At 45.1% G+C, this 21,954-nt stretch carries 21 protein-coding genes; 5 read left to right on the top strand and 16 right to left on the bottom strand.

The window, feature by feature from the left end:
• Positions 1-61 precede the first annotated feature (61 nt).
• From ccsB to B0H94_RS03045, 3 genes are all read right to left on the bottom strand, one after another.
• Positions 62-1,264 (bottom strand): c-type cytochrome biogenesis protein CcsB, encoded by a 1,203-nt coding sequence (gene ccsB / locus B0H94_RS03055; RefSeq protein WP_106587776.1) that lies wholly within the window; start codon positions 1,262-1,264, stop codon positions 62-64.
• Positions 1,265-1,267: 3 nt separating this feature from the next.
• Positions 1,268-2,947: a cytochrome c biogenesis protein ResB gene (resB, locus tag B0H94_RS03050; RefSeq protein ID WP_106587775.1), complete on the bottom strand. Its 1,680-nt coding sequence runs from the start codon at positions 2,945-2,947 to the stop codon at positions 1,268-1,270.
• Positions 2,948-3,164: 217 nt separating this feature from the next.
• On the bottom strand, positions 3,165-3,905 hold the full coding sequence (locus B0H94_RS03045; RefSeq protein WP_106587774.1) for a pseudouridine synthase: 741 nt from the start codon (positions 3,903-3,905) through the stop codon (positions 3,165-3,167).
• Between the two features lie 242 nt (positions 3,906-4,147).
• On the opposite strand from B0H94_RS03045, the gene B0H94_RS03040 reads away from it, so the two are divergent.
• The 3 genes from B0H94_RS03040 to B0H94_RS03030 all read left to right on the top strand — a co-directional run bounded on the left by B0H94_RS03040 (position 4,148) and on the right by B0H94_RS03030 (position 6,787).
• The gene (locus B0H94_RS03040) at positions 4,148-5,482 is read left to right on the top strand and encodes a YjiH family protein (RefSeq protein ID WP_245893886.1); all 1,335 of its coding nucleotides are present in this window, start codon (positions 4,148-4,150) and stop codon (positions 5,480-5,482) included.
• 55 nt (positions 5,483-5,537) lie between these two features.
• Positions 5,538-6,041, top strand: a complete 504-nt coding sequence (locus B0H94_RS03035; RefSeq protein ID WP_245893885.1) for a GNAT family N-acetyltransferase — start codon at positions 5,538-5,540, stop codon at positions 6,039-6,041.
• A 212-nt stretch (positions 6,042-6,253) separates the two neighbouring features.
• Complete coding sequence (locus B0H94_RS03030; protein WP_106587773.1) at positions 6,254-6,787, top strand: hypothetical protein; 534 nt, start codon at positions 6,254-6,256, stop codon at positions 6,785-6,787.
• A 55-nt stretch (positions 6,788-6,842) separates the two neighbouring features.
• Here the strand turns inward: B0H94_RS03030 and B0H94_RS03025 are convergent, their stop codons facing one another.
• Both B0H94_RS03025 and B0H94_RS03020 read right to left on the bottom strand, forming a co-directional pair.
• On the bottom strand, positions 6,843-7,505 hold the full coding sequence (locus tag B0H94_RS03025; RefSeq protein ID WP_106587772.1) for a haloacid dehalogenase type II: 663 nt from the start codon (positions 7,503-7,505) through the stop codon (positions 6,843-6,845).
• A gap of 12 nt (positions 7,506-7,517) precedes the next feature.
• Positions 7,518-8,030, bottom strand: a complete 513-nt coding sequence (locus tag B0H94_RS03020; protein ID WP_106587771.1) for an acyl-CoA thioesterase — start codon at positions 8,028-8,030, stop codon at positions 7,518-7,520.
• 185 nt (positions 8,031-8,215) lie between these two features.
• Between B0H94_RS03020 and B0H94_RS03015 the strand changes: the two genes are divergently transcribed.
• Positions 8,216-8,407 (top strand): hypothetical protein, encoded by a 192-nt coding sequence (locus tag B0H94_RS03015; protein WP_106587770.1) that lies wholly within the window; start codon positions 8,216-8,218, stop codon positions 8,405-8,407.
• Between the two features lie 105 nt (positions 8,408-8,512).
• Here B0H94_RS03015 and B0H94_RS03010 read toward each other — a convergent pair whose 3' ends face one another.
• The 9 genes from B0H94_RS03010 to B0H94_RS02975 form a co-directional block, all read right to left on the bottom strand.
• On the bottom strand, positions 8,513-9,826 hold the full coding sequence (locus tag B0H94_RS03010; RefSeq protein ID WP_106587769.1) for a helix-turn-helix domain-containing protein: 1,314 nt from the start codon (positions 9,824-9,826) through the stop codon (positions 8,513-8,515).
• 15 nt (positions 9,827-9,841) lie between these two features.
• The gene (locus tag B0H94_RS03005; protein WP_106587768.1) at positions 9,842-11,080 is read right to left on the bottom strand and encodes a M20 family metallo-hydrolase; all 1,239 of its coding nucleotides are present in this window, start codon (positions 11,078-11,080) and stop codon (positions 9,842-9,844) included.
• Entirely contained in the window at positions 11,081-12,406 is a 1,326-nt protein-coding gene (locus tag B0H94_RS03000) for an amidohydrolase (protein ID WP_106587767.1), read from the bottom strand.
• The gene (locus B0H94_RS02995; protein WP_245893884.1) at positions 12,403-13,605 is read right to left on the bottom strand and encodes a M20 metallopeptidase family protein; all 1,203 of its coding nucleotides are present in this window, start codon (positions 13,603-13,605) and stop codon (positions 12,403-12,405) included. Before B0H94_RS02995 ends, B0H94_RS03000 begins: the two co-directional genes overlap by 4 nt.
• A gap of 36 nt (positions 13,606-13,641) precedes the next feature.
• Entirely contained in the window at positions 13,642-15,189 is a 1,548-nt protein-coding gene (locus tag B0H94_RS02990; RefSeq protein ID WP_106587765.1) for an AbgT family transporter, read from the bottom strand.
• A 214-nt stretch (positions 15,190-15,403) separates the two neighbouring features.
• Positions 15,404-15,532 carry a hypothetical protein gene (locus B0H94_RS15400; RefSeq protein WP_282432528.1) on the bottom strand — a complete coding sequence of 43 codons (129 nt, stop codon included), beginning with the start codon at positions 15,530-15,532 and terminating at the stop codon, positions 15,404-15,406.
• A 47-nt stretch (positions 15,533-15,579) separates the two neighbouring features.
• Positions 15,580-17,286, bottom strand: coding sequence for a thiol reductant ABC exporter subunit CydC (cydC, locus tag B0H94_RS02985; protein ID WP_181315229.1), 1,707 nt, complete (start codon positions 17,284-17,286; stop codon positions 15,580-15,582).
• 4 nt (positions 17,287-17,290) lie between these two features.
• On the bottom strand, positions 17,291-19,009 hold the full coding sequence (cydD, locus tag B0H94_RS02980) for a thiol reductant ABC exporter subunit CydD (protein WP_106587763.1): 1,719 nt from the start codon (positions 19,007-19,009) through the stop codon (positions 17,291-17,293).
• 235 nt (positions 19,010-19,244) lie between these two features.
• Positions 19,245-20,141 (bottom strand): glycine betaine ABC transporter substrate-binding protein, encoded by an 897-nt coding sequence (locus B0H94_RS02975; RefSeq protein WP_106587762.1) that lies wholly within the window; start codon positions 20,139-20,141, stop codon positions 19,245-19,247.
• 247 nt (positions 20,142-20,388) lie between these two features.
• Here B0H94_RS02975 and B0H94_RS02970 point away from each other — a divergent pair, with 247 nt between their 5' ends.
• Complete coding sequence (locus B0H94_RS02970) at positions 20,389-20,628, top strand: hypothetical protein (RefSeq protein WP_106587761.1); 240 nt, start codon at positions 20,389-20,391, stop codon at positions 20,626-20,628.
• 44 nt (positions 20,629-20,672) lie between these two features.
• Here the strand turns inward: B0H94_RS02970 and htpX are convergent, their stop codons facing one another.
• On the bottom strand, positions 20,673-21,581 hold the full coding sequence (gene htpX / locus B0H94_RS02965; protein WP_106587760.1) for a protease HtpX: 909 nt from the start codon (positions 21,579-21,581) through the stop codon (positions 20,673-20,675).
• Positions 21,582-21,647: 66 nt separating this feature from the next.
• Positions 21,648-21,941, bottom strand: coding sequence for a hypothetical protein (locus tag B0H94_RS02960; protein ID WP_106587759.1), 294 nt, complete (start codon positions 21,939-21,941; stop codon positions 21,648-21,650).
• Positions 21,942-21,954: the final 13 nt, after the last annotated feature.

The raw sequence follows: 21,954 nt of genomic DNA, 5'->3' as shown, positions 1-21,954 counted from the left end.
TTCTACCGAAACTAAAAGGGAAGCCAGCCCCATCTAACGGAACTGGCCTGCATGAAAATCTTTATGCATAAGAATGAAGCCCGGCAATGACTAAGTTGACAAAAATCAAATTAAACATAATGATCATAAAGCCGATCACAACAAGCCAGGCTGACGGCTCACCATGCCAACCGCGCGACAGGCGCAGATGCAGGTAGCCTGCATAGAACAAGAATGTGATTAACGCCCACACTTCTTTAGGATCCCAGCCCCAGAAACGTGTCCAAGCAATTTGTGCCCAGATCATTGCAAAGATCAACCCGCCGAGCGTAAAGATCGGAAAGCCGATCGCAACCGCACGATAAGCAAGTTCATCTACTTTCTCCGGATCCACTTTACGAACTGCCGGCTTCAAAAGGGCACTCACCCTTCTGCGGAAAACAAGGCGTAAAAGCCCATAAAGTACAAGTCCAGCAAGAAGTGCCCACATTACAGAGTTCACATCACCTGCTTCAAGCCATTCAGGAAGCTCAATTAGTGGTGCCATCGCGCCTTCTGTCATAACTTCGCCTTCACTCGGTCCGAAGATCGGCGGCAGATGATAATCCATCACATCTTGATACGTTTCACCATCTTCAAGGGGCGCAGCGTACTCAATCTCCGACTCATAACCGGCAAAATTAAACGCATTTGTCACAATAACGAAACCAAGTACCGATAAGAGCCCATACATAATAAACTCCAGCCAAAATGTGCGCTTGTTTTTTCGATCCTTTGAAACATCAATGGTGCGTACAAGATAAATTAACCCAGCTACAAAGCTGATGCCTAAAATTCCCTGGCCTAGTGCGGTTGTCAGTACGTGGATCTCAAGCCACACCGTCTGCAGCGCAGGAATTAATGGTTCAACTTCCTGCGGGAAGATGGCAGCATAAGCAATAATTAACATGATGATCGGCATTGCAAACAAACCTAAAATGGTCGAACGATACATCGCATACAAAATGACAAAAGCAATGCCGATCGCAATTCCTAAAAATACAGTGTACTCAAACATGTTACTTACCGGGGCATGACCTGCGGCTGCCCACCGAAATCCAAAGTAACCTAAGGCAAACAAAACGCCTATGATTGACATAATAAAACCGTACGTTCCCCACCGGTTCACGTAATCTCCACTACTGTTTTTAAAATTTTTCCCGGTCGCTGAAACAGCAAACAATACCGTTGCTGCAAAGTAGCAGAAAAACGCCACCATCAGTAGGTTTTGACTTAATTCAGCCATACATTAACGGCCTCCTTTATCCGCTTCACCTGTATCCGCACGATCATCAGCGGAGGCAGACTGCTTTTTGCTTTCTTCTTTTTTAACAATTTGATCTTCCGGCGATTCAATATCCGTTCCATCAATCGCTGCGTTTACGTCGCGCTTTAATGACTCCCAGTTTTTATTTGTGTGACCTGCAACATAAAAACCATCATCACCGCGTTTTTGCAGCCAGATCCGGCGGTGCGTCCAGTAGGAGCCTTGAATTAGACCAATCATGAAGATCGCTCCACCGGCCATGAGAAATGGCAGCGTTAAATCTTTTCTTACAGTAAGTGCTGTTACATGATTTGTATCGATCCCGGCAAAGCTGACGTTATACACCGGGTCTTCAGTAACAGGATGGTTTTGCTGAATACCGACGAAACGATGCTCCGTTCCTTCAACTTCAGGTCCGTCAAACGCAAAAATAAACGCCGGATTATCAGGAATGCTTGAACGTGTCGACGGCTCATTATCATCGTCAAAATAAAAGTCTGGGAAGTAGCTGTGAATTGTTACCTCACGTTCATCATCAATTTCATAGCTGTCTTCAGGGTCAAACAAATTGACGGTAAAATCACCATATACTTCGCCTGTTTCTTCACTTTCAAGTTCAAAGTCCATTTCATAAAGCTCATTGAGTTTATAATCCACTTGATAAATGGAATAGGAATCGTAGGTCAATGGATCGTTAACTTCAATATCGTGTGATTTCACTTTTTGTTGTTCACTATCCACCCCGACAACATTGCCATCTACACGTTCATACAAAACGGCTTCTGTACGGTAAGTCTCAGTGATTGGACCTCCGCTGCGTTCTAAAGCTTCTGCATACATTTCATCGTCTTCATCGTAAGTTTCCATCGTAAAACCTTCGCTCTCTAAGTAATACTGGCTATCTGTGCCTGGGAGGGGCACTGTATCACCGTCACGAACCCAAACGTTTTCATCGACATACATCCCCGGAAAAATGCGGAGCATAGCGCCGGTAAGAAATAAAACTAATCCGACGTGGTTGACATAAGGTCCCCAACGGGCGAAGCGGTTTTTTTCGGCTACGAGATTCCCGTTTTCTTCGGAGATGTTATACTTCTTCTTTTTTAACCCTTCTTTCACAGCTTCATACGTCGCATCTTGAGAAGCTACATCGCTTTCGCCAAAAATACGCTGACGGCTTAGAAAGCTTTTGTGCCTCGTAACGCGCTGATTTTTTAACGCCCGGTACAAAGGGACGACCCGGTCAATACTTGCAATAATTAACGATGTCGTTAATGCCGCAAGCAGTGCAATATACCACCAGGAGCCGTACAAATTATGAAATCCGAGTGTATAAAAAATCTCGCCGGCAATTCCATACTCTTCTCCGTAATACTGGGCAGGGTCTACGTTTGGCGGAATAAACATTTCTTGCGGAAATATCGTTCCGAAAATCGAAGCAACGAGGATTAAAAAGATAATCCAGATCCCTACTTTAACGGAAGAAAAGAAATTCCAAACTTTATCCACCACAGAACGGTTGTACGTTTGTGAACGGCGGGCTACCCCTTCGTAGCGCATATTTAAAAGCTGCTGCTGTTCTTTTAACGGTTTGCCGCAGCGCTCACAAAGCTCTGTTCCATACGGGTTTTGGTGACCGCATTCACAGGTGACTTTTTCCATCAGTTAACACCTCTACTTCACGTTTCGGATCCAGAAGGGATCAGCTGCCAAGCATAGACATCACTGTGCTGTTCCGGTACGTGACCCGGATCCGTCCGACTTTGAGCACAGCGTTAGAGGCATTTTTATCATCTGATCTACCTTTAATGCCTGCCTCTTCTTTAGCTTATCCACATTCGTTTCTCCCCCATTATAACGAGGGAGATACCGGCGTGGGTCAGCTTTTTTTTGAAGGTTTCGTGACAGCACTTTCTCGAAGCTGCTGCACTTCAATCGGTTTTAACGGGCGTGATTCACCAGCGTTTAAGCCGTCGAGCGTTAAAAATGCGTACTGTTCTCTTTTCAACTTTACAATTTCATGATCAATCGCTTCAAACATGCGGCGCACCTGCCGATTTTTACCTTCGTGCATCACGACTTCAATGATGGATGTATCTTTCTTTTTATCCCCTGTTTTAAACTTCACTTTTGCTGGAGCCGTTTTCCCATCTTCAAGTTCAATCCCACGCTCAAGCTGTTTTAACTGCTGCGGTGAAGGTTTACCTTTCACTTTTGCAATATACGTCTTAGGCACCCGGTTTTTCGGATGCATGAGCTCATTGGCAAATTCACCATCATTTGTCAAAATCATTAACCCGCTTGTTTCATAATCAAGCCGTCCGACAGGAAAGATGCGTTCCTTTACCTCAGGGAAGTAATCAACCACTGTCGTTCTACCGCGGTCATCGTTCGCTGCCGATAATACCTTTCTCGGCTTATAAAATAAATAATATACCGGGGCTTCCCGATCAAGCGGGACGCCATCGACGGTTACTTTATCTTTACCCGGACGAACTTTTGTTCCGAGTTCTACCACCGTTTTATCATTGACTTGAACACGACCGTCTTCAATCAATTTTTCTGCTTTACGCCTTGATGCAATACCTGCCTGTGCAATCACTTTTTGTAATCGTTCCATTATCTTCACCTCATCGACCATCATACGCCTTGTAGGGCGGTTTCTCAAGAAAGGAAAATGCATTCTAGGCCTTAAATTTGTTTCAGCGACAAAAAAACGTCACTTATACCGTCTTTTTATAAGTCAACCCTTGCTAAACTGTTCATTTCCTTATACGTTAAATAAGGATGTTTTAAAAGGTTCTAAATCGATTTTCAAACCGATTAGCGCTATCGCTATATCATAGAGAGGAGAGAAACTCATTGAACGCCAAAACGATTGCAACCTTTAAACTGATTGGTTTTTCACTTATCGGGATTTTCTTATTTATGGTTCCGCTGCAAGTTGGTGGAGACATTTTAATCCCTGTCGCTTTAGCGGCTGAAACATTGGAAGGATGGCTCGAACCATGGCTTCCGGCGCTTGTAACTGTAACGATCACCTTGTCTGTGCTCGGCACCCTCATTGTTAAAACGGGTGTGTACCGGCCCGGGGAACACAGCTTCTTACATGCTTTGTTTCAAGTAAGTGGATTTTGGATGGCTGTCCGGATCATCGGTATGGTCTTTGCGCTGCTTGTTTATTTTGAAGTTGGACCAGAAGCTGTTATTCAAGAGTTTACCGGCGGGCTCATGATGCACGACTTACTACCACTTTTATTTACGATCTTCTTATTTGCAGGTCTACTTCTCCCGCTTTTATTAAATTTCGGCCTGCTTGAATTTTTCGGTGCGCTTTTAAACCCGATCATGCGTCCACTTTTCACCTTGCCGGGACGCTCATCAATTGATTCATTAACCTCGTGGCTTGGTGATGGAACAATTGGTGTTCTTTTAACAAACCAGCAGTATGAACAAGGTCATTACACGGCGCGCGAAGCTGCAGTCATTGGTACCACCTTTTCTGTTGTTTCCATCACATTTACGATTGCGATTCTTGGTTACCTAGATATCGAACATTTAATTCTACCATTCTATGGAACTGTGCTTGTTGCAGGCTTTATCGCTGCGCTAATCATGCCGCGGATTCCCCCGTTATCCATGAAAAAGAATACGTTCGCATCTGGTGTGAAAGCTCCTGCAAAACCGCGTGATTCACACACATCCCCGGTGATTGTCACCGGCTGGCAACAAGCTTTAGATCGAGCTGAGCAGGCAAGACCCGCTGCTGTACTGAAAGGCGGATTAAAAAATGTCGCTGATATGTGGCTTGGCGTACTACCTGTTGTTATGGCATTTGGTACAGCTGCTGTTGTTCTTGCAGAAGAAACAGCCTTTTTCACCATTCTTGGTCAACCGTTTGTTCCATTATTGGAACTTATGCAGGTTCCTGAGGCAGCAGCTGCGAGTGAAACGTTGTTAATCGGCTTTGCTGATATGCTCTTACCTGCATTGATCGGGGCTGAAATCTCAAGTGAAATGACCCGCTTTATTATTGGTTGTTTATCTGTCACTCAGCTGATCTATCTTTCTGAAGTAGGTGGACTGCTGCTTGCAAGCAAACTACCGGTAAAGTTTTTTGATCTTGTCATCATCTTTCTTGAGCGTACCTTCATTACGCTTCCGGTCATTGTTTTATGCGCACATCTTCTATTCTAATTCAAGCACAGCATAGTTAAACTCAACATTAAAGAAAGTTTTTAGGTGATTTTTTGTGAATCATGCAATATTGATCGACACCTTGCACCCTGTTGACTGGCAGCAAGTAAAACGTATATATGAAGAAGGCATCAGAACCGGCAATGCCACGTTTCAAACAGAAGCTCCTGACTGGGAGACATGGAATCATGCACGTACACCCTCCTGCAGGCTGGTGGCACGTAAAAACGACGAGGTTTTTGGCTTTGCAGCATTAAGCCCTGTTTCAAATCGCGATGTTTATCGCGGGGTGGCTGAAGTGAGTTTGTATGTTAGTGAAGCTGGGAGAGGTCAGTATATTGGTCATACCCTTTTACAATCATTAATTACCGAAAGTGAAAAACACGGCTTTTGGACATTACAAGCCGGCATCTTTCCAGAGAATACACCAAGCCTTCATTTACATTTCAAAAATGGTTTTCGCGAAGTGGGAAGGCGGGAGCGCGTTGGTAAAATGGGCGGTTTGTGGAGAGACACAATATTGTTAGAAAGAAGAAGTGACAACGTCGGACTACATTAAACTTCAAACTTAGGCATGTAATGGACCTTCACACTTCGTGAGGGTCTTTTTTTCAGGTGAGAAAAAGAAGAAACCCTTTAATTGTGTAACCTTTTTTGGTTTTAAATTATCTTATGTGGACGTCTGCTTCCATTTCTTGTGTTTAGCCTTTTCGAAATTCGGTTATATCTTAAAGGGTGAGCACAGCAGAAGAAATGCAGGAGGAGAGCAACATGTTAAGTAATTATGAAATTGAGGCAATTAACGAATATATGTTTATGGAGCGGCTCGATTTGTTTGCTGTTCCTGATGTCGTACTATTTCTACCGGATGGAGACGCTACATTAAGCGAACAACTTCATATATTTTTCAAAGATAAAGAACTTCCATACCTTTTTATACCTGAAACAGAACTAAATAATCGACATATCCGAACTACACTTGCTCCATGGGAAGAAAAAGAGCGGCTGAAAGTTATTTCCGGGCAGTCTTTTCTCGCTGCTGCCTGCCGCATGACAGCTAGAGCGGCTGATGCTGAAAAAGTTTTACTCGCAGCTGCTGAGCACGAACTGCGCTTACCCTTTATTGAAGCACGTATGCGGCTTCGCGAAAACCAGCGGCTCGATGTACTTCCCATGCAGTCCGAAACCGGCTGGACGAAAGAAACATGGAGCGGTGAAGAAACAGCAGCCCGCTATATGAAAAGTAAATTAAAAAAGGCCGATCAGCTGCTCAAAAAAGCTGTGAACGACCCTTCATACCATTAATAAAAAAGATGACCTTAAAGCGGTGCAAGGTCATCTTTTTTATGTCGCAGCCCTTTTACCAAACCCAGCGAAGCAAGCCGTCAAGTTCTGTCATCGTGTCATCTGGCGTAAAACCTGCAAATTCAAACGGCCCGTTCCCGCGGTTGACCCAAGCCGTTTTTAACCCTGCTGTATGTGCACCAAGAATATCCCAACTGTTGCCTGACACAAACAAAGCTTCTGAAGGTTTAACGTTTAATGTCTCTAGTGCATAAATGTAAGGTTTTTCGTTCGGTTTATATACTTGAATATCATCTGCGCTGATGATGTGATTTACATATGGTGCTACAGTTGAATGCTGCACGAGCGGCTCCAGCATATCTCTTGATCCGTTTGAAACAACGGCAAGCTGAAAATCTTTGAGCCGATCAAGCACCGGGGGTACCTCTGGATAAACCGCAAGCTTTTTATATGCTTCAAGACAACTAGCAGCTTCAGTTTCTGTTAACGTTTGTTCATATGCAGCTGCTGCATAATAGAGTGCTTCTTCCGTGATCTCGGAAAATGGCTTGTACGTCTCAGTCAGCTGACGTAAAAACGCATGTTCCACTTGTTTTTTACGCCAAAGTGCACCAACAGCTTCACCGTGGCCAGGGGCAAAATGATTAATTTGTTCGTCAATTGAGCGTACATTAAACAAGGTGCCGTAAACATCAAACATGAAACACTTAATCGTCATATATGTCCCCTCTTATTCCCAAGGTTTATTGACCGTAATAAAGTTGGCAAGCTCTTTACTTTCATTTCGCCGCTGTTTACGAACATCAGACCGGCCGGCGCCTGTTTCATACAACTTTTTCTCTTCCTGTGTTTCTGGAATCACTCCCGGAACATTTACAGGTTTACCGTCAGACCCTACTGCCACAAACGTTAAAAAGGCAGTTGCTGCAATGTTACGTTCACCAGTTTCTAAGTTTTCTGCCGTAACTTTCACAAACACTTCCATAGACGTCTTGCCTGTCCAGCTCACAAATGCTTCTAAACATACAGAATCCGTCGGTCGGATCGGATGTAGAAAGTCAACAGAGTCCGTTGAAGCGGTGACTACTTCTTCCCTGCAGTGACGGCGGGCTGCAATCGAGGCTACTGCATCCACCCGTTTCATTAAAATACCGCCAAATAGCGTTTGATGATTATTTGTATCGTGCGGCAGCACCAAATCGGTCTGCACGACGCGAGATTCAATAACTTTTCGTTTGTCCATGTCCGCCACTCCTTTTCCATGTTTGAAGATGCTTTAGATTTTATAACATTCCCCTTTTTGTTCTTTCTTAATCTTATGGTATAATTCAGTTTGCTTTCACTTTCCGAATGGGAATATCAACTGTAAGCGTACCGTTTTTCCACGGAAACTTTGAACATTTTCACTAATAAGTGAGGTGCTTAAGAATGTCTGATGAACTTGAAGAACTCTCCGGTACATTTGAAATTGGTCAAACCGTTTATTATCAAGGTGAAGAAATGACCGTCATTAATGAACTTGAACGTACCCTCGTTTTAGAGTACGTCCATTTCGTCCCGTTGAGCGAAGATGATCACGAACGCATTGTTGTCCGTAAAAATAAAGTAACACTGCAATAATGCGTTCATAAAAAGCTGTCCGGCATCGCCGGACAGCTTTTTTATGAAACAAAAGAACGCGGCTTCACACGCTCCATGCTACGATTCATCTTCACTGCTAGACTATTAGGCTTCTTCTTCAAATCGGAGCCGATATACTTTCCGCGGACGTCCGCGTGCTCCTGCTTCTTCTCCCGCAAGCTCCGCAAGGCCTGTTTCTTCTAAGCGCGTTAGTACACGTCTTGCGTTACGCTGTGAACTATTTAACCACCTGGCAAGATCTTGAGGTGAAACAATCGCCTGGTCATAATAATCTGCAAGTGCTGCAACTTTTTCAACAAGCATCGGACTAATCAAAGCCTCCGCCCGGTTTTGATGAGCAGCTGCTGTTAACCGCTGTTTTCGGTAAGTAATATCCGTGGTATCTGCCTGCCATTCATTAATTGTTTTATCTTCATCAACGGTAACAATCACTTCAGTTACACCAGGTGCTTCAAGCTGCAATGCCTCACGAGCGTGAAACTCCGCTTCTCCTGCCGTTCGTCCGAAACCAATTCCGGCTTGTGCCGGCAGCTCACTTTGAACATGGGCATCATGCAGCGCTTTAAACAACCCGCTCCGGTTCGCTTCAACCATGCCTCGTGTCGTATAAATAAAATACAATCCATCACCCATCTGTATGAATGACCCTTGGAGCAGCTCTGCCGCCTGTAGCAGCCACTTCTTGAGTTCAAGCTCTTTATGGTAACGGGCATATGCAGTTACCTCCGGCGGTGCATTACGAACAACAGTTTCAGCTGTAACCGCCACAAGTGCCACCTGTGCTTTACGAAATGAAGATGAATACAGATGCTCGCGAATGTATTTTAAAATAATCTGCATCGAATGCACACTTGGTACAACACGGTAAACAGGTACGCCTTTTGCCTTTAAGTCATCAGCCACCTGCTGCAGACAAGTAAAAGCTGCTTCTGTTTCTCCTTGAAGATACAGCTGTTCATGATAATTCGTCACCGCTTCCGGCGGCACGTAGCCCGAAGTTTCATAAGCAGCAACTTGCAGTTCATGATTTAAATGGTACGGCTGAAGCGCTTTTGTCACATCAGTTTCATTCATCGTGTCAATTGAAATGTTTTGAATCAATTTTTTATGATGGTATTGAGCTTCAAGCAGCCGTCCAAGCAAGTTGGAGCCGTGCAGTTCCGGATGACTGGCACGTGTTTGATCGATAACGCCATGCTGTAAAACGTAATCATACGGTGCTGGCCCAGTAAACAACCAATGGTCTACAGCTGCATCGTTCTCGGTGACAATTTCCGCAGCTTCTTCCGTTGATTCATAGGTGAATGTCACAAGCTCGATACCTTTCACAGCCTCCACAGCTTCTGCAACAGTCTGGATGCTATCAGCAGGGCCAGCTACGCCAAGCGTAATGTTCATCTTTTTCCCCTCGCCTTACTGCACGTTTTTCAAATAACCTGCCAGCACACGTGTCCCTCGTTCAATATCTTTTACGCTAGCTAATTCAGCAGGGTGGTGGCTCACACCGTCTTTGCACGGAATAAAGATTAAACCTGATGGCACTTTCTTTGCCATATTCATCACATCATGTCCGGCGCCGCTTTCCATCACATAAGGCTTAAAACCACACGCTTCAACACTAGATTGTAAGGCGTTTCGGACATGATCATCTAATGGCACAGCTGGATTGTCCACCAGCACGCTTTGTTCAACAGTGATGCCACGCTTGTGTGCAAGCATTTGACAAAATTCAAAAATATGTTGTGCCGCCTCTTTTTTCTTATCATTATCGACACTTCGAATATCAACGCCGAGCTCAACCGTTCCCGGGATCACATTCATCACATTGGGTAAAGCTTGAATCGTACTCGCTGTCGCAACGACCGGCGGATGACTTTTCTCTGACTGCCGTCTTCCTTCAGCTTCAACGTACTGAATCACTTCAGCAGCTGCAGCTAATGCGTCTTTACGCTCGGCCATCGGTGCTGTTCCTGTATGTCCTGCCTCACCTTGAATTGTCAGTTTAAGCCGTGTTGGGCAAGCAATCGCAGTTACAACACCAATTTGAGCTTCCGCACGCTCAATCCGCATACCTTGTTCAATATGCAGTTCGATAAAGGAGTGCAGCTCATCACGAGAACGCTCTGCTTTTAAAATTTCTGCAAACGAAAGGCCGCGCGCTTCTACCGCCTCTTCAATGGAAACCCCGTTTTTATCTTTAACATCTTTTTGGGCCAGCAGCTCTTCTGCACCGATCATCGCCTTACTGCCAACCGTAGACACCCCAAAGCGGGCCGACTCTTCAGAAGCAAAGCAGATCACTTCCACCGGCCGGCTTGGCTGCACTTTTTCATCTTGAAGGATTTTTACAGCACCCAGGCCGGCAAGCACACCAACAACACCATCGTAGCCGCCGCCGCTTTCTACCGTATCTACGTGAGAGCCGACAGCAACCGCTGCACCTGCAGCGCCTTCTGGTGTCCACCGTGCAATCCGATTTCCTGCTTCATCCATTCTAACATGCATACCAAGTGATTCAGCGATGGATTGAAAAGCGTCTATCGCTTCCCACTCTTCTTCTGTATAGGAAAGGCGGTTAAAACCTTCAGTTTCTTTGGCCATATCTTCTGTTACATTGAGCATCTGTAGCTTTTCATTTAGCCAATCCTGCATTTATGTCACCTTCTTATCATTTTCAGCTTGAAACTGTCTGGCTGCAAGTAAGTAAGCAAGCACGCCAGGCGCAAAGGAAGCTTCGTCAATATCAAACGTCGGTTTGTGATGACCACTTTTCAACCCGGTGCCAATCACCATATATACTGCTTCACCACCACGTTCCTGCACGCGGTTCATCATGAGCGCGGCATCTTCTGAAGCATTGACCGGCCAGCTGTCATCCACCCTGTGGATCATTGAACTGCCTTCTGCTGCTTTTTTCATCCGCTGTTGCCAAACAAGGTCACAGTCTGCCGCTTCGCCCTGCCCGACTACTTCAAGCTCTGCAGTTACCCCGTACAAATGTGCACAAGCTTCTACGCGCCGTTTAACTTCAGTAAACATATAATCATTTAACTTTGAGTTTTCCCCGCGCGTCTCACCTGTCAGTTCCGCCGTTGACGCGACAATATTGCGGCCTTCACCTGCTGTAAGCGTGCCGGTATGCACCCGGGTCACTCCTTCGCTGTGCGGTGGGATTTCTTGTAACTTTAACGCCATTGAAGCTGCTGCAGCTAAAGCATCTCGGCCTTCTTCAGGTTTCGCTGCAGCATGAGCCGACGTGCCCTCAACGTTCACATTAAACTTCGTTGTCGCTAAAAACTTGGACGCTGTCGCCGCGATCACCCCTGGCGCTTCATCCTTTAAGCCGATGTGCGCTGCGATAAATGCATCCGCTTCATCCACCCAGCCTGCTTCAACCATAGATTTTGCCCCGCGGCTTCCTTCTTCTGCCGGCTGAAACAATAATGTGAAACGTCCGTTAAACGCTCCTTGTTCTTCCTGCAGCGCCTTCGCAACACCCAGGCCCATCGCCGCATGAACATCGTGACCACACGCATGCATAGCACCGGGGATACTTGAATGAAATCCTTCAGCAAATGGAAGGTGCGCCTCTGTTTCAGCCTCTTGAATCGGTAAGGCATCAATATCGAAGCGATAAACGATATGCGGCCCCGGCCGGCCGGTATCCAGCTCAGCTGCAAGGCCTGTGAAGCCGCCGGCCATTTCTTGGAGCAGTTCTTCAGCTACACCATAATCCTGTGCGCGGTGAATCGCCTCTGCTTCTTCTTTTTCACTGGCAAGCCCCATACGTGCTGCATCATTAAGTAGTTCGCGGCCGAGCGTGATATTGTAGCCAAGTTCTTTAAGCGCTTCATACAGACGATACGTTGTGACATACTCCGTCCAGCCCGTTTCCGGGACTTGGTGGAACGTTCTGCGCCATTGTCTGACATCAGGTTCAATTTTTTGAACATAAGCTTCCAAGCTGCTTAAACTCACACATTTTCCCCCTTACGCTGTAGTGCATCCAGGCTCCATTCTACAGTGTGCATGAACTGTTTAACCCCGTATAAAAGAGCTTCTTCTTCAATGTGAAATGATGGATCGTGCAAAGGTTTTGGCTTTTTCACCGATGGATCTGTTATGCCGAGCCAATAGTAAACACCTGGATAGTGCTGTAAAAACCTGCCGAAATCTTCACCGCCGAGGCTCGGGCGTACGTCAGGAAGTGCCTCTTGTCCGTACGAGTGAGTAATTGCGTTTTTGATAACGTCTGTGAATTCAGGATCATTTACCGTTGCCGGATACCCATCCATGTAATTAATAGAAGCTTCAGTTCCTAATGCTTCAGCCGTTGAGGTGACTACTTGGTGAAACCGGGCCTTCACGTTTTCTTTCACTTCATCATCAAGTGTGCGAACCGTGCCTTCAAGCACAGCCTCACGTGGAATGACGTTGTAACGTTCACCAGCTTCAAGTTTTCCAACGGTAATCACTGCTGCATCCTGCGGGTCTGTGTTTCTGCTTACAATCGTCTGCAGCGCCTGAGTAATCTGAGTCGCTGCGACAATAGCATCTACACCTTGGTGCGGCATGCTTGCGTGTCCTCCGGCTCCATTTATAACGATCCTGAACCGGTCGGAGTTACCCATGACCGGTCCGCTTTGTACACCAAACGTACCTACCGGAAGATCAGGCCAGACGTGCTGGGCAAATACTGCATCCGGTGGGTACATTTGAAACACACCTTCTTCGAGCATTTTTGCTGCACCACCGACCGGGGCATCTTCTTCTGCCGGTTGAAATACAAATAATACCGTTCCGTCAATTTCTTCTTTGTATTTGGCAAGCTCTTCAGCCGCTGTTAAAAGCATGGCCGTATGCGCATCATGCCCGCACGCATGCATCACACCTTGTTTTGTTGAAGCAAAATCTGCTCCTGTAGCCTCTGTAATCGGAAGCGCATCCATATCAGCGCGCAATGCAATGACCGGAGACGTCTGCTTTCCTTTTAATACACCTAGCACTCCATACCCTCCGATGCCGGTCGTTACTTCTAAACCTGCATCGACGAGAACGCGGGAGACCAGCTCAGCTGTCTCCCGTTCCTCACCACTTAATTCTGGGTATTGATGCAGATGGCGTCGAAGTTCGCGGGCGCGTTGAAAAAGCTGCCCTTCATCGATTGAATCAAACATCATGAATACTCCTTTGTTTCCGCTCAATTTTCTTTATTACAAGTGCATGTCAACACCAGGGCCGATCGGTAGACCGAGAAGCGACCAGATAATAAGCATGACAGTCCAAATGCTTAAGAACAACAATGCATATGGCAGCATGATGGCAAATAATGAGCCAAACCCTGCACTGTTATCATAACGCTTCATAAACGCTAAGACCATCGGCACGTATGGATTGAGCGGCGTAATAATATTTGTGGATGAATCTGCAATCCGGTACGCCAGCTGCACAAACGCTGGATCGTAATTGATGTAGTAAAACATCGGAATAAAGATCGGTGCCATTAACGCCCACTGTGCCGAGCCGCTGAAAATAAACATGTTTAAAACAGCTGCAAGGGCAACGAAACCGACAATGACCGGCAGTCCGGTGAAGTCCATGCTTTCTAAAGCATCGGCCCCTCCGACAGCAATCAAGCCGCCAATGTTTGTCCAATCAAAGTAAGCGATAAACTGAGACGCTGCAAAGATTAAAACAATGTAGCCGGACATATCTTTCATCGCACCGGCCATATATTCCGGAATATCTTTTGTTGCAGTAATCGCTTTAACAGTTACACCGTAGACAACCGCTACGGTAATAAAGAAGAATAAGATTAACGGTACAATATCCGAAAAGAACGGAGAATCAACAACTGCACCATCTTCACCGCGGAGCACCCCGTTTTCCGGTACGATTAAGAGGCTGACGCCAATCAGATAAAGGGCACCTGCAATGGCTGCGTTACGCAAACCACGGTTTTTCTCCGGCGTAATCTCTTCCATTTCCTGATTTTGAATATCTTCGTCACCTTTAGAAGGATCATACTTACCAAGACGTGGTTCAACGATTTTTTCAGTCACAAATACACCAACAACCATGAGCATGAGGACAGACGGAATCATAAAGAAGTAGTTATCAACCGGCGTCACTTGGGCGGTTTCATCAATTGGCGCAATCACTTCTGATGAAATACCAGATAAAAGTGCATCCGTTCCTGCAATAATAACGTTCGCCGTAAATCCTGCACCCACTCCGGCAAAACCTGCAGCCATACCAGCAAGTGGATGACGACCGAGCGCGTAGAATACCATCGCAGCAAGAGGCGGTACAATAACAAACGCTGCATCTGAAGCAAGGTTACCAACAACACCTGTGAAAATGATTGCAAAAGTCACAAAGCGCTGTGGTGCGTTTAATATTGTTTTCTTCATGAACGTTTCAATCAAGCCTACTTTTTGCGCCAGACCGATACCAAACATCATGGCAAGAACGAGCCCGAGCGGGGCAAAACCTGTAAAGTTATCAAGCATTGAAGATATCATGTAGCGAAGCCCGTCGCCTGATATCATGTTTTGAACAGCAACAGTTTCGCCACTTTGCGGATCTTCATAGGACATACCGAGCATATTGAATACAAATGATAAACCGATAATGATTAGTGCCAAGTAAACAAACAACATGAACGGATGGGGCAGCTTGTTCCCCCCTCGTTCTACAATATCAAGAAACTTGTTGAAAAAACCTTTCTTTTCTGAAGATGTCTGCTCTTCAGCTGCCATTGTAACACCCCTTTTCGGAAATTGTCTTTTAATGTTCCTTTAATAAGAAAGTTACCATAGTTCGATGGCAAAAATAAAGGCTTTTTTCGAGATTTTCAAAAAATTACGTCAGAAAATTTACCTAAACTTCGACAAAAAGCGACGAAATCCCTATGATTCCGCCGCTTGAGCGCCCAGATATTTTTATGTTGCTTAACTTGCATTCGACTTTACTTTAATCTGCCGGCCGGTTTGGACCTTTCAGCTTTTTATCGCCGGCCTTAGGGACTTTCGCTTCGTGGGATATCTGCTGTTCATTTTTCTTTTGTTCAAATGAACGACCATCAGTAACTTCTTTTTTCATGAGTTCCCCTCCTTTTCGGACATTATTTTGTCCGAAAAACAGAAGCATTATGCTTGCAACATGTTTTTTTCCACTTGTTTCATTTCACAAAGCGTACCGCCGCGCGTCATGAGATCTATATAGGTGCCTTCTTCAACAACTGTACCATCTTGAAGGACAACGACGTGGTCTGCATCTTCAACCTCTGATAGTTCGTGGGTAACCCAAACGACGGTCCGCCCTTTTGTACGCTCTTTTAACTTAGCTTTCAACTTAACACGAGAGGCCGGATCAATCCCGGTAAGGGGCTCATCAAGCATCCAGAGCGGTGCGTCATGTAAAAACAACCGTGCGAGCGCAAGTCGCTGCCGCTCTCCGCCGGATAAGTTTCTCCCCTGCTCCTCAACTACGGCATCAAGTGAAAACTCTCCTGCTTCAGCGTCTTGAAGTGCCTTCAATAATGCTTCATCAGTTACATCATGTTCACGCAGGTTTAAGTTATCTCGAATCGTGCCTTGGAAAAAGGCGTGCTCCTGCAAACTAACATTTGTCATTTCCCATAATGATTCAGGAGAAATATTTTCTGCTGATTGACCATGAATTTCAACACGCCCGTCTGTTGCTGTTAAAACACGTAACAACACATGTAAAAGCACCGTTTTTCCAGCACCGCTTGCGCCAACTACCGCTGTATGACGCGCGGCCGGAATTGAAGCATTAGCTTGATCAAGCGCCGGCAGCGTTTCACCAGGATAATGAAAGCCTGCTTTGTGTAATGTAAATGAAGGTGGATCAGCACTCATTGCAGTTTGTACAGTACTCTCTTTATCTTCAGTCACATCATGCAGGCGTCCGGCAGCTTGAGCAGCTTGGTGAAAATGATACGGAAACACGCCAAGGGGCTCAGCCGTTTCGAAGGCAACCATTGCAAGTAAAATTAACATTGCAATATACACACCACCAAGCTCACCAGCAGATGCTTCAAATCCTGCAATGGCAGTTACTACCCAAACTACTGTAAATGAAACGAGGAGCTGCCACGTTTCCTGCTGGCGTAAGCTTCGTTCGGCACCAGCTGCAGTTTCACTGTACTGCTTACTCGTTTCTTTTAAATTTGAAATATGATCATCAAGCTCATTTGCCATAAAAAGGTCTGTTCGTCCATGTAATACATCTGCAGCCTCAGTCATAAGACGCCCCCGGGCTTGTTGAACCTGATCATCGCGCCTGCGCAGACGCCAAATGCCAAGCGCCGGCATAACAAGCAGTGTAACGATAAACGCTACGGCTACAGCTAGTGCCTGCCATAGTGAAAACACACTGTAAAAAGCGATAACAAAAAGCATTACGACAGTAAACAATAAAGGTGGGTACAACACACGTAAAAAGTAGTACTGCAAATTCTCAACATCAGCAGTTACTCGATTGAGAAGTTCACCTTTTGGGTAGCGGTTAAACAACCGGGGAACTTCCGGAATTAAACGACTGAAAAATGTCGTCCGCAGCCGCTTTAATATCATAAACGTCGCATCATGAGAGACGTAGCGCTCCACATAACGTGCTCCTGCTCGTAAAAAGCCGAGCAGTTTAATGAGAACAATAAAGATCGTTAATATATAAATCGGTGTCTCTAACGCAGCAATAGAAATCAAATAGCCGCTTGCTGAAAATAGACTGACCCCGGCAAGGCCTGCAAACAATCCGAAAGCTAGCGTCATCCATACCGTTTTTTTCTCCTGCAGCACGAGCGACGTAATGTCTTTCAGCTCCCGCATGACCTCACCTTCCTTCCTTTGTTGAGAACAATTGTTGATAATTTTCACATTCATTCATTAACTGCTCGTGCCTTCCCACTGCTGTGGTTTTCCCTTTTTCAAGGAGGACAACTTCATCAGCTGTCTGGACAGTCGTCATTCTATGCGCAACAGTAACAACAGTAGCGTTTGCTGAAAGCTTTTGCAGGGTCTCTTTTAAGGCAGATTCTGTCACAACATCAAGGCCTGTACCTGGCTCATCAAGCAGTACAAGTTTCGGTTTTTTCACGAGCGCTCGCGCTAAAGCAATCCGTTGCTTTTCTCCACCGGATAGCCCTCTTTCTCCTTCACCTAACAACGTTTCTTCTTTTTGAGGCAGACGCTCGACCCACGCGGTCAGCCGCACTTGGTCGAGAACCGCTTGAAAATCTGCGTCACTCACATTGTTTTCAGCACCCATACAAATATTATCCTTCACAGACGCGCGAAAAATGTGTGGATCTTGTGTAACAAATGCGGTTTGATTTAAGCGCTCGCTTTCTTCAATTTCATTTAACTGAACGCCATTGTAAAGCACATCGCCGGCGGATGGTTTTAAGATTCCTGCTGCCGCTCGCAACAATGTGGATTTTCCGCTGCCGCTTGGCCCGACAACTGCGACTGACTTTTCTGCGTCTACATGTAAAGAAATATCTTTTAATACCGCAGTGTCAGCTGATGGATAAGCTGCGTGCATTGATTGAAAAGTTAGGGAAGGTGCTTGATCAGGTACGCTTTTACTTTCATATCTTTTCGCACTTTCATCAGGTTGAACAAGCTGGTCTTCAATCACTTCAGCAGCACCTGCACTTCCTTTACCACTATGAAATGCACTTCCAAGTTGACGGAACTGGGTATAAAACTCCGGTGCCAGAACAAGCACGAAAAAAGCGGTAAAAAACGTCAGTTGGTCAAACAATGCTAAACGAAGCCCGACTTCAATTGCCACAAGCCCGATCCCGATCATTGAAATCAACTCAAGCATAAACGAATTCATAAAAGCTACTTTTAATACTTGCATCGTACGATCACGAAAGTTTTCACTTGCACGGCCCACATTTTCAGTTTCTCGTTCTGCGCGTTGAAACAGTTTTAAGGTTAAAAGGCCTTGCACCTTGTCGTAAAACGTGTTGGAAAACTGCTGAAGCTCTGACACGAGCTCCTTTGACTTTTTCTCTGTACGGCTGCCAATAACAGCCATCGCAAATGGTATAAACGGCGCGGTAATGAGTAAAATCAACCCTGATATTACATTTTGACTAAAGACAACAATTAAAATAAGGAGTGCTGTACCTGTTGTCTCGATCATCTGCGGGTAATAGCGATGAAAAAACGGTCCAGTTTCATCAACCGCATCAAGCAGTGTCGACAGCCTGCTCCCTGTTTCTTGTCGATAAAAAAGCGGTGTTTGCCTAACCTTCTCCAGCATCTCGCTGCGTAATGAATTTTTAGCCTGCTTTGCCATCAAACTTCCTAAACTACCTTTGACATACTGTGATCCGATTCGAACGAGCAGAGCGAAAGCGAGCAGTATAAGAAAGGGTTGGACTGCTTGAAACGATACTTGTTGAAGAAAAATATCATGAACGAGGCGTACAACGGTATAAGCCTGCAAAACAATGGCAGCTGCATAAACGATCGTATTTAAGCCTAGCAGTAACTGTATGGAGCGAAACTGGCGCGCTGTCTCTTTTAAAAATTTCATCAGTCACCGTCAGCCTCCCTTTCGAATTGAGCATTTAAATTAAATACGTGAAATATTTCACATTCAAGGATACCATATAAACGTAAATATGCGGAAGTGAACCCTTTTTGAACTTCAAGGACATAAAAAAAAGACCGCTGTAAAGCAGCCCAGACGTCGTACATATGAAGAAGGTGGCCTGTCTTAACACAGACCACCTCGTTTATCTTTGTCTTCAAATTTGAGTTAGCAAAACTTAGTCAATCTCGAGCCATTCATCAACAAGCTCACGGTTGTCATCGATCCAAGCTTGGGCACCTTCCTGGGCATCATCAGCTTCATTAATTTCAGCCATTAATGCACCAAGGGTCTCGTCATCAAAAAACATATTGTTCAAATACTGCACAACTTCTTCATATTCTTCTTCAAATCCGTCACGTGAAATATAGACGATATCATCGCCATCGCCGTACACATTTTCCGGATCTTCTAAATATTTAATGTCATATTCAGCTAATACCCAGTGCGGGCTCCACATCGTGACGACAATCGGCTCCTCACTGCTGTACGCACTGTCTAGTTCTGAAATCATCGCTTGTTCAGACGACGTTTGCAGATCCAAGTCTAAATCGTAAACTTCCTGCACTTCTTCTGTCGTTTCAACAAGTGAGGAGCCTGGCTCAATACCCATAATCGTTTCATCAAGCTCTTCAGCGTAATCATTTAAATCCTCAAGTGAATTAAGGTCTTCCATGTATTCTGGCACAGCTAAACCTAACACTGTACCCTCGTACCACTCGTCTTGAATATCAAAATCATCACCGTATTCATCGATATGATGCTGATCAGTTGTCGGCAGCCATACTTCCATACCGATATCAACATCGCCAGAAGCAACGCCGGCAAAAAGCGGTGCTTTCTCCATGTTGCTCATCTCAACATCATAACCCTCTTCTTCCAATAGAATGGCCCACATGTTGGTCACAGCAATATTTTCGGCCCAGTTGTTATAACCAATTTCTACTGAGCCGCCGCTTTCAGCATTACCATCATCTTCACCATTTGAATCGTCGCCGTCTGCATCCCCGCACCCGGCTAATATTAAAGTGCCTGCCAATACTGATGTTGCGGTTGTCCGTTTCCAAGCTCTCATGCTCCAACCCCCGTTGTTAACAAAATTTAATGTTTACATGATAATTTTAACATACTAAAACGATTTTTGCAGATTTTTGGGGAAATACCGAAAAGAAAGGGGTTATCTACTGTAGTGAAAACTTCCTATTTTCAGAAATCAGATTGCATTTTTTCTACCTTCGAAGTAAAATGTAAAATAACAAAATTCCACTACCTTCCATATAACATGCAGTAGAAAGATAGACTTTGAAAAAGGGGTCATGTACATGTCTACGAATGAAACAACCAACCAAAGTTCTGTTTACGGAAAAACAATGCGCGCTTTTGATCAATTTCATGCTGGCCAAACCGTCTACCTTGAAGAAAAAGAATGCTCGATCATTGCAGAATATGAGCGCTCCATTGCAATCGAATTTGTTGACTTTCCATTCCCTGAAGAAACGGAGCGCTTTCCACATGCGCGTACCGTTGTCAAAAAAGAAAAAGTACAAATTATAGAACACTAAAAAAGAGCTGCCCTCAATCATGGGGGCAGCTCTTTTTTCTTTAATTAACGCGCTTCTAACCGGCGGATTCGCTCTTCAAGCGGCGGGTGGGATGAAAACATCTGCGCCATGCTGCGTTTATTGTTAATCTTAAGCGTCTGCACTGCTTCGTCACTATCATCCACCCGGTTGACATGCTGCTGCAAGGAACGAAGGGCATGTGCCATCTTATCTTTTCCGGCAAGATCCGCCCCGCCTTGGTCAGCGCGGTATTCTCTGTAACGTGAGAACCACATGACGACAATACTGCCGAGAATTGAAAATAAAATTTGAAACACGATGGCAGAGAGAAAACGAACCATCGTCTGCATTTCAGAACGAACGAGTCGGGATACGAGAATCGCCGCAATACGGGAAAAGAAGACGACGAAAGTGTTCACAACCCCTTGTAGAAGCGTCATTGTTACCATGTCGCCGTTCGAGACGTGGGCCACTTCATGCGCAATAACACCTTCTACGGCATCGTCATCCATCGACTGCAGCAACCCGCTCGATACAGCAACGAGCGAACGTTTCTTTGTCGGACCTGTCGCAAATGCGTTGACCTCATTTGACTGATAAATCCCCACTTCCGGCATATGCATCATGCCGGCCGCCCGGGCATTTCTGTGTACTTTATCAACCACTGCCTGTTCTGCCCGTGACAAGTTATCTTCAGGGTTTAATACTTTTACTTTATGCACTTTCTTTGCAATAAAGCGGGACATTGCTAAAGAAATAAACGACCCGGCAAAACCGACAACTAAGCTGAAGACGAACAAGTTCATATACTCAATCGTTGCCAAACCACCAGTCGTATCGGTTTGAAACGATCCGTCAATATCTGTGAAAGCTAAAATTAACCCCCACACAATCATAATGGTCAACAAAACAAATACGTTTGTTACCACCAATAGTAAAATCCGCTTCCCCAATAGTTTCTACCTCCCTGTTTAAGCTGCCTGCTTCATTTTAGGCTGAACTTTAGAGCTTTGCAAGACCTACGTCTGTGCCTGTGCTAAAACAGCAGCCATCATAAAACCAACGAGAAGCGATACGATAAATGCTGTATAAGCCCATGGTTTTGCCTCCGGATTCGGCCGTACCGCTTTATTTACTCCTTTCATAAATGCATAAATCCCGAAAGCAAAAAATAAAGCGCCAAAACTGAAAAGAGCCCATAACGCAAAGTTAAAAATCATATAAATAATATAGCTGTATACTGCAAAGCCGAACCCTAAAATACCAGCAAGGGTTGAAGTATATTTAATCGTTTGTTTATCTTGTTTGGCCAAATGGATCTCCCCC

It is taken from the genome of Salsuginibacillus halophilus (genome assembly GCF_003014715.1).
Lineage (GTDB): Bacteria > Bacillota > Bacilli > Bacillales > Marinococcaceae > Salsuginibacillus > Salsuginibacillus halophilus.
This window is presented reverse-complemented; position numbering and strand designations above follow the sequence as displayed.

Bases quoted from the DNA above. Each gene is read 5' to 3' on its own strand.
- B0H94_RS02970 (WP_106587761.1), top strand. From the start codon at position 20,389: ATGTCTACGAATGAAACAACCAACCAAAGTTCTGTTTACGGAAAAACA.
- B0H94_RS03015 (WP_106587770.1), top strand. From the start codon at position 8,216: ATGTCTGATGAACTTGAAGAACTCTCCGGTACATTTGAAATTGGTCAA.
- ccsB (WP_106587776.1), bottom strand. From the start codon at position 1,264: ATGGCTGAATTAAGTCAAAACCTACTGATGGTGGCGTTTTTCTGCTAC.
- B0H94_RS03005 (WP_106587768.1), bottom strand. From the start codon at position 11,080: ATGCAGGATTGGCTAAATGAAAAGCTACAGATGCTCAATGTAACAGAA.
- B0H94_RS02995 (WP_245893884.1), bottom strand. From the start codon at position 13,605: ATGTTTGATTCAATCGATGAAGGGCAGCTTTTTCAACGCGCCCGCGAA.
- B0H94_RS15400 (WP_282432528.1), bottom strand. From the start codon at position 15,532: ATGAAAAAAGAAGTTACTGATGGTCGTTCATTTGAACAAAAGAAAAAT.
- resB (WP_106587775.1), bottom strand. From the start codon at position 2,947: ATGGAAAAAGTCACCTGTGAATGCGGTCACCAAAACCCGTATGGAACA.
- B0H94_RS03010 (WP_106587769.1), bottom strand. From the start codon at position 9,826: ATGAACATTACGCTTGGCGTAGCTGGCCCTGCTGATAGCATCCAGACT.
- B0H94_RS03030 (WP_106587773.1), top strand. From the start codon at position 6,254: ATGTTAAGTAATTATGAAATTGAGGCAATTAACGAATATATGTTTATG.
- cydD (WP_106587763.1), bottom strand. From the start codon at position 19,009: ATGAAATTTTTAAAAGAGACAGCGCGCCAGTTTCGCTCCATACAGTTA.
- B0H94_RS03025 (WP_106587772.1), bottom strand. From the start codon at position 7,505: ATGACGATTAAGTGTTTCATGTTTGATGTTTACGGCACCTTGTTTAAT.
- B0H94_RS03045 (WP_106587774.1), bottom strand. From the start codon at position 3,905: ATGGAACGATTACAAAAAGTGATTGCACAGGCAGGTATTGCATCAAGG.
- cydC (WP_181315229.1), bottom strand. From the start codon at position 17,286: ATGCGGGAGCTGAAAGACATTACGTCGCTCGTGCTGCAGGAGAAAAAA.
- B0H94_RS02990 (WP_106587765.1), bottom strand. From the start codon at position 15,189: ATGGCAGCTGAAGAGCAGACATCTTCAGAAAAGAAAGGTTTTTTCAAC.
- B0H94_RS02975 (WP_106587762.1), bottom strand. From the start codon at position 20,141: ATGAGAGCTTGGAAACGGACAACCGCAACATCAGTATTGGCAGGCACT.
- B0H94_RS03020 (WP_106587771.1), bottom strand. From the start codon at position 8,030: ATGGACAAACGAAAAGTTATTGAATCTCGCGTCGTGCAGACCGATTTG.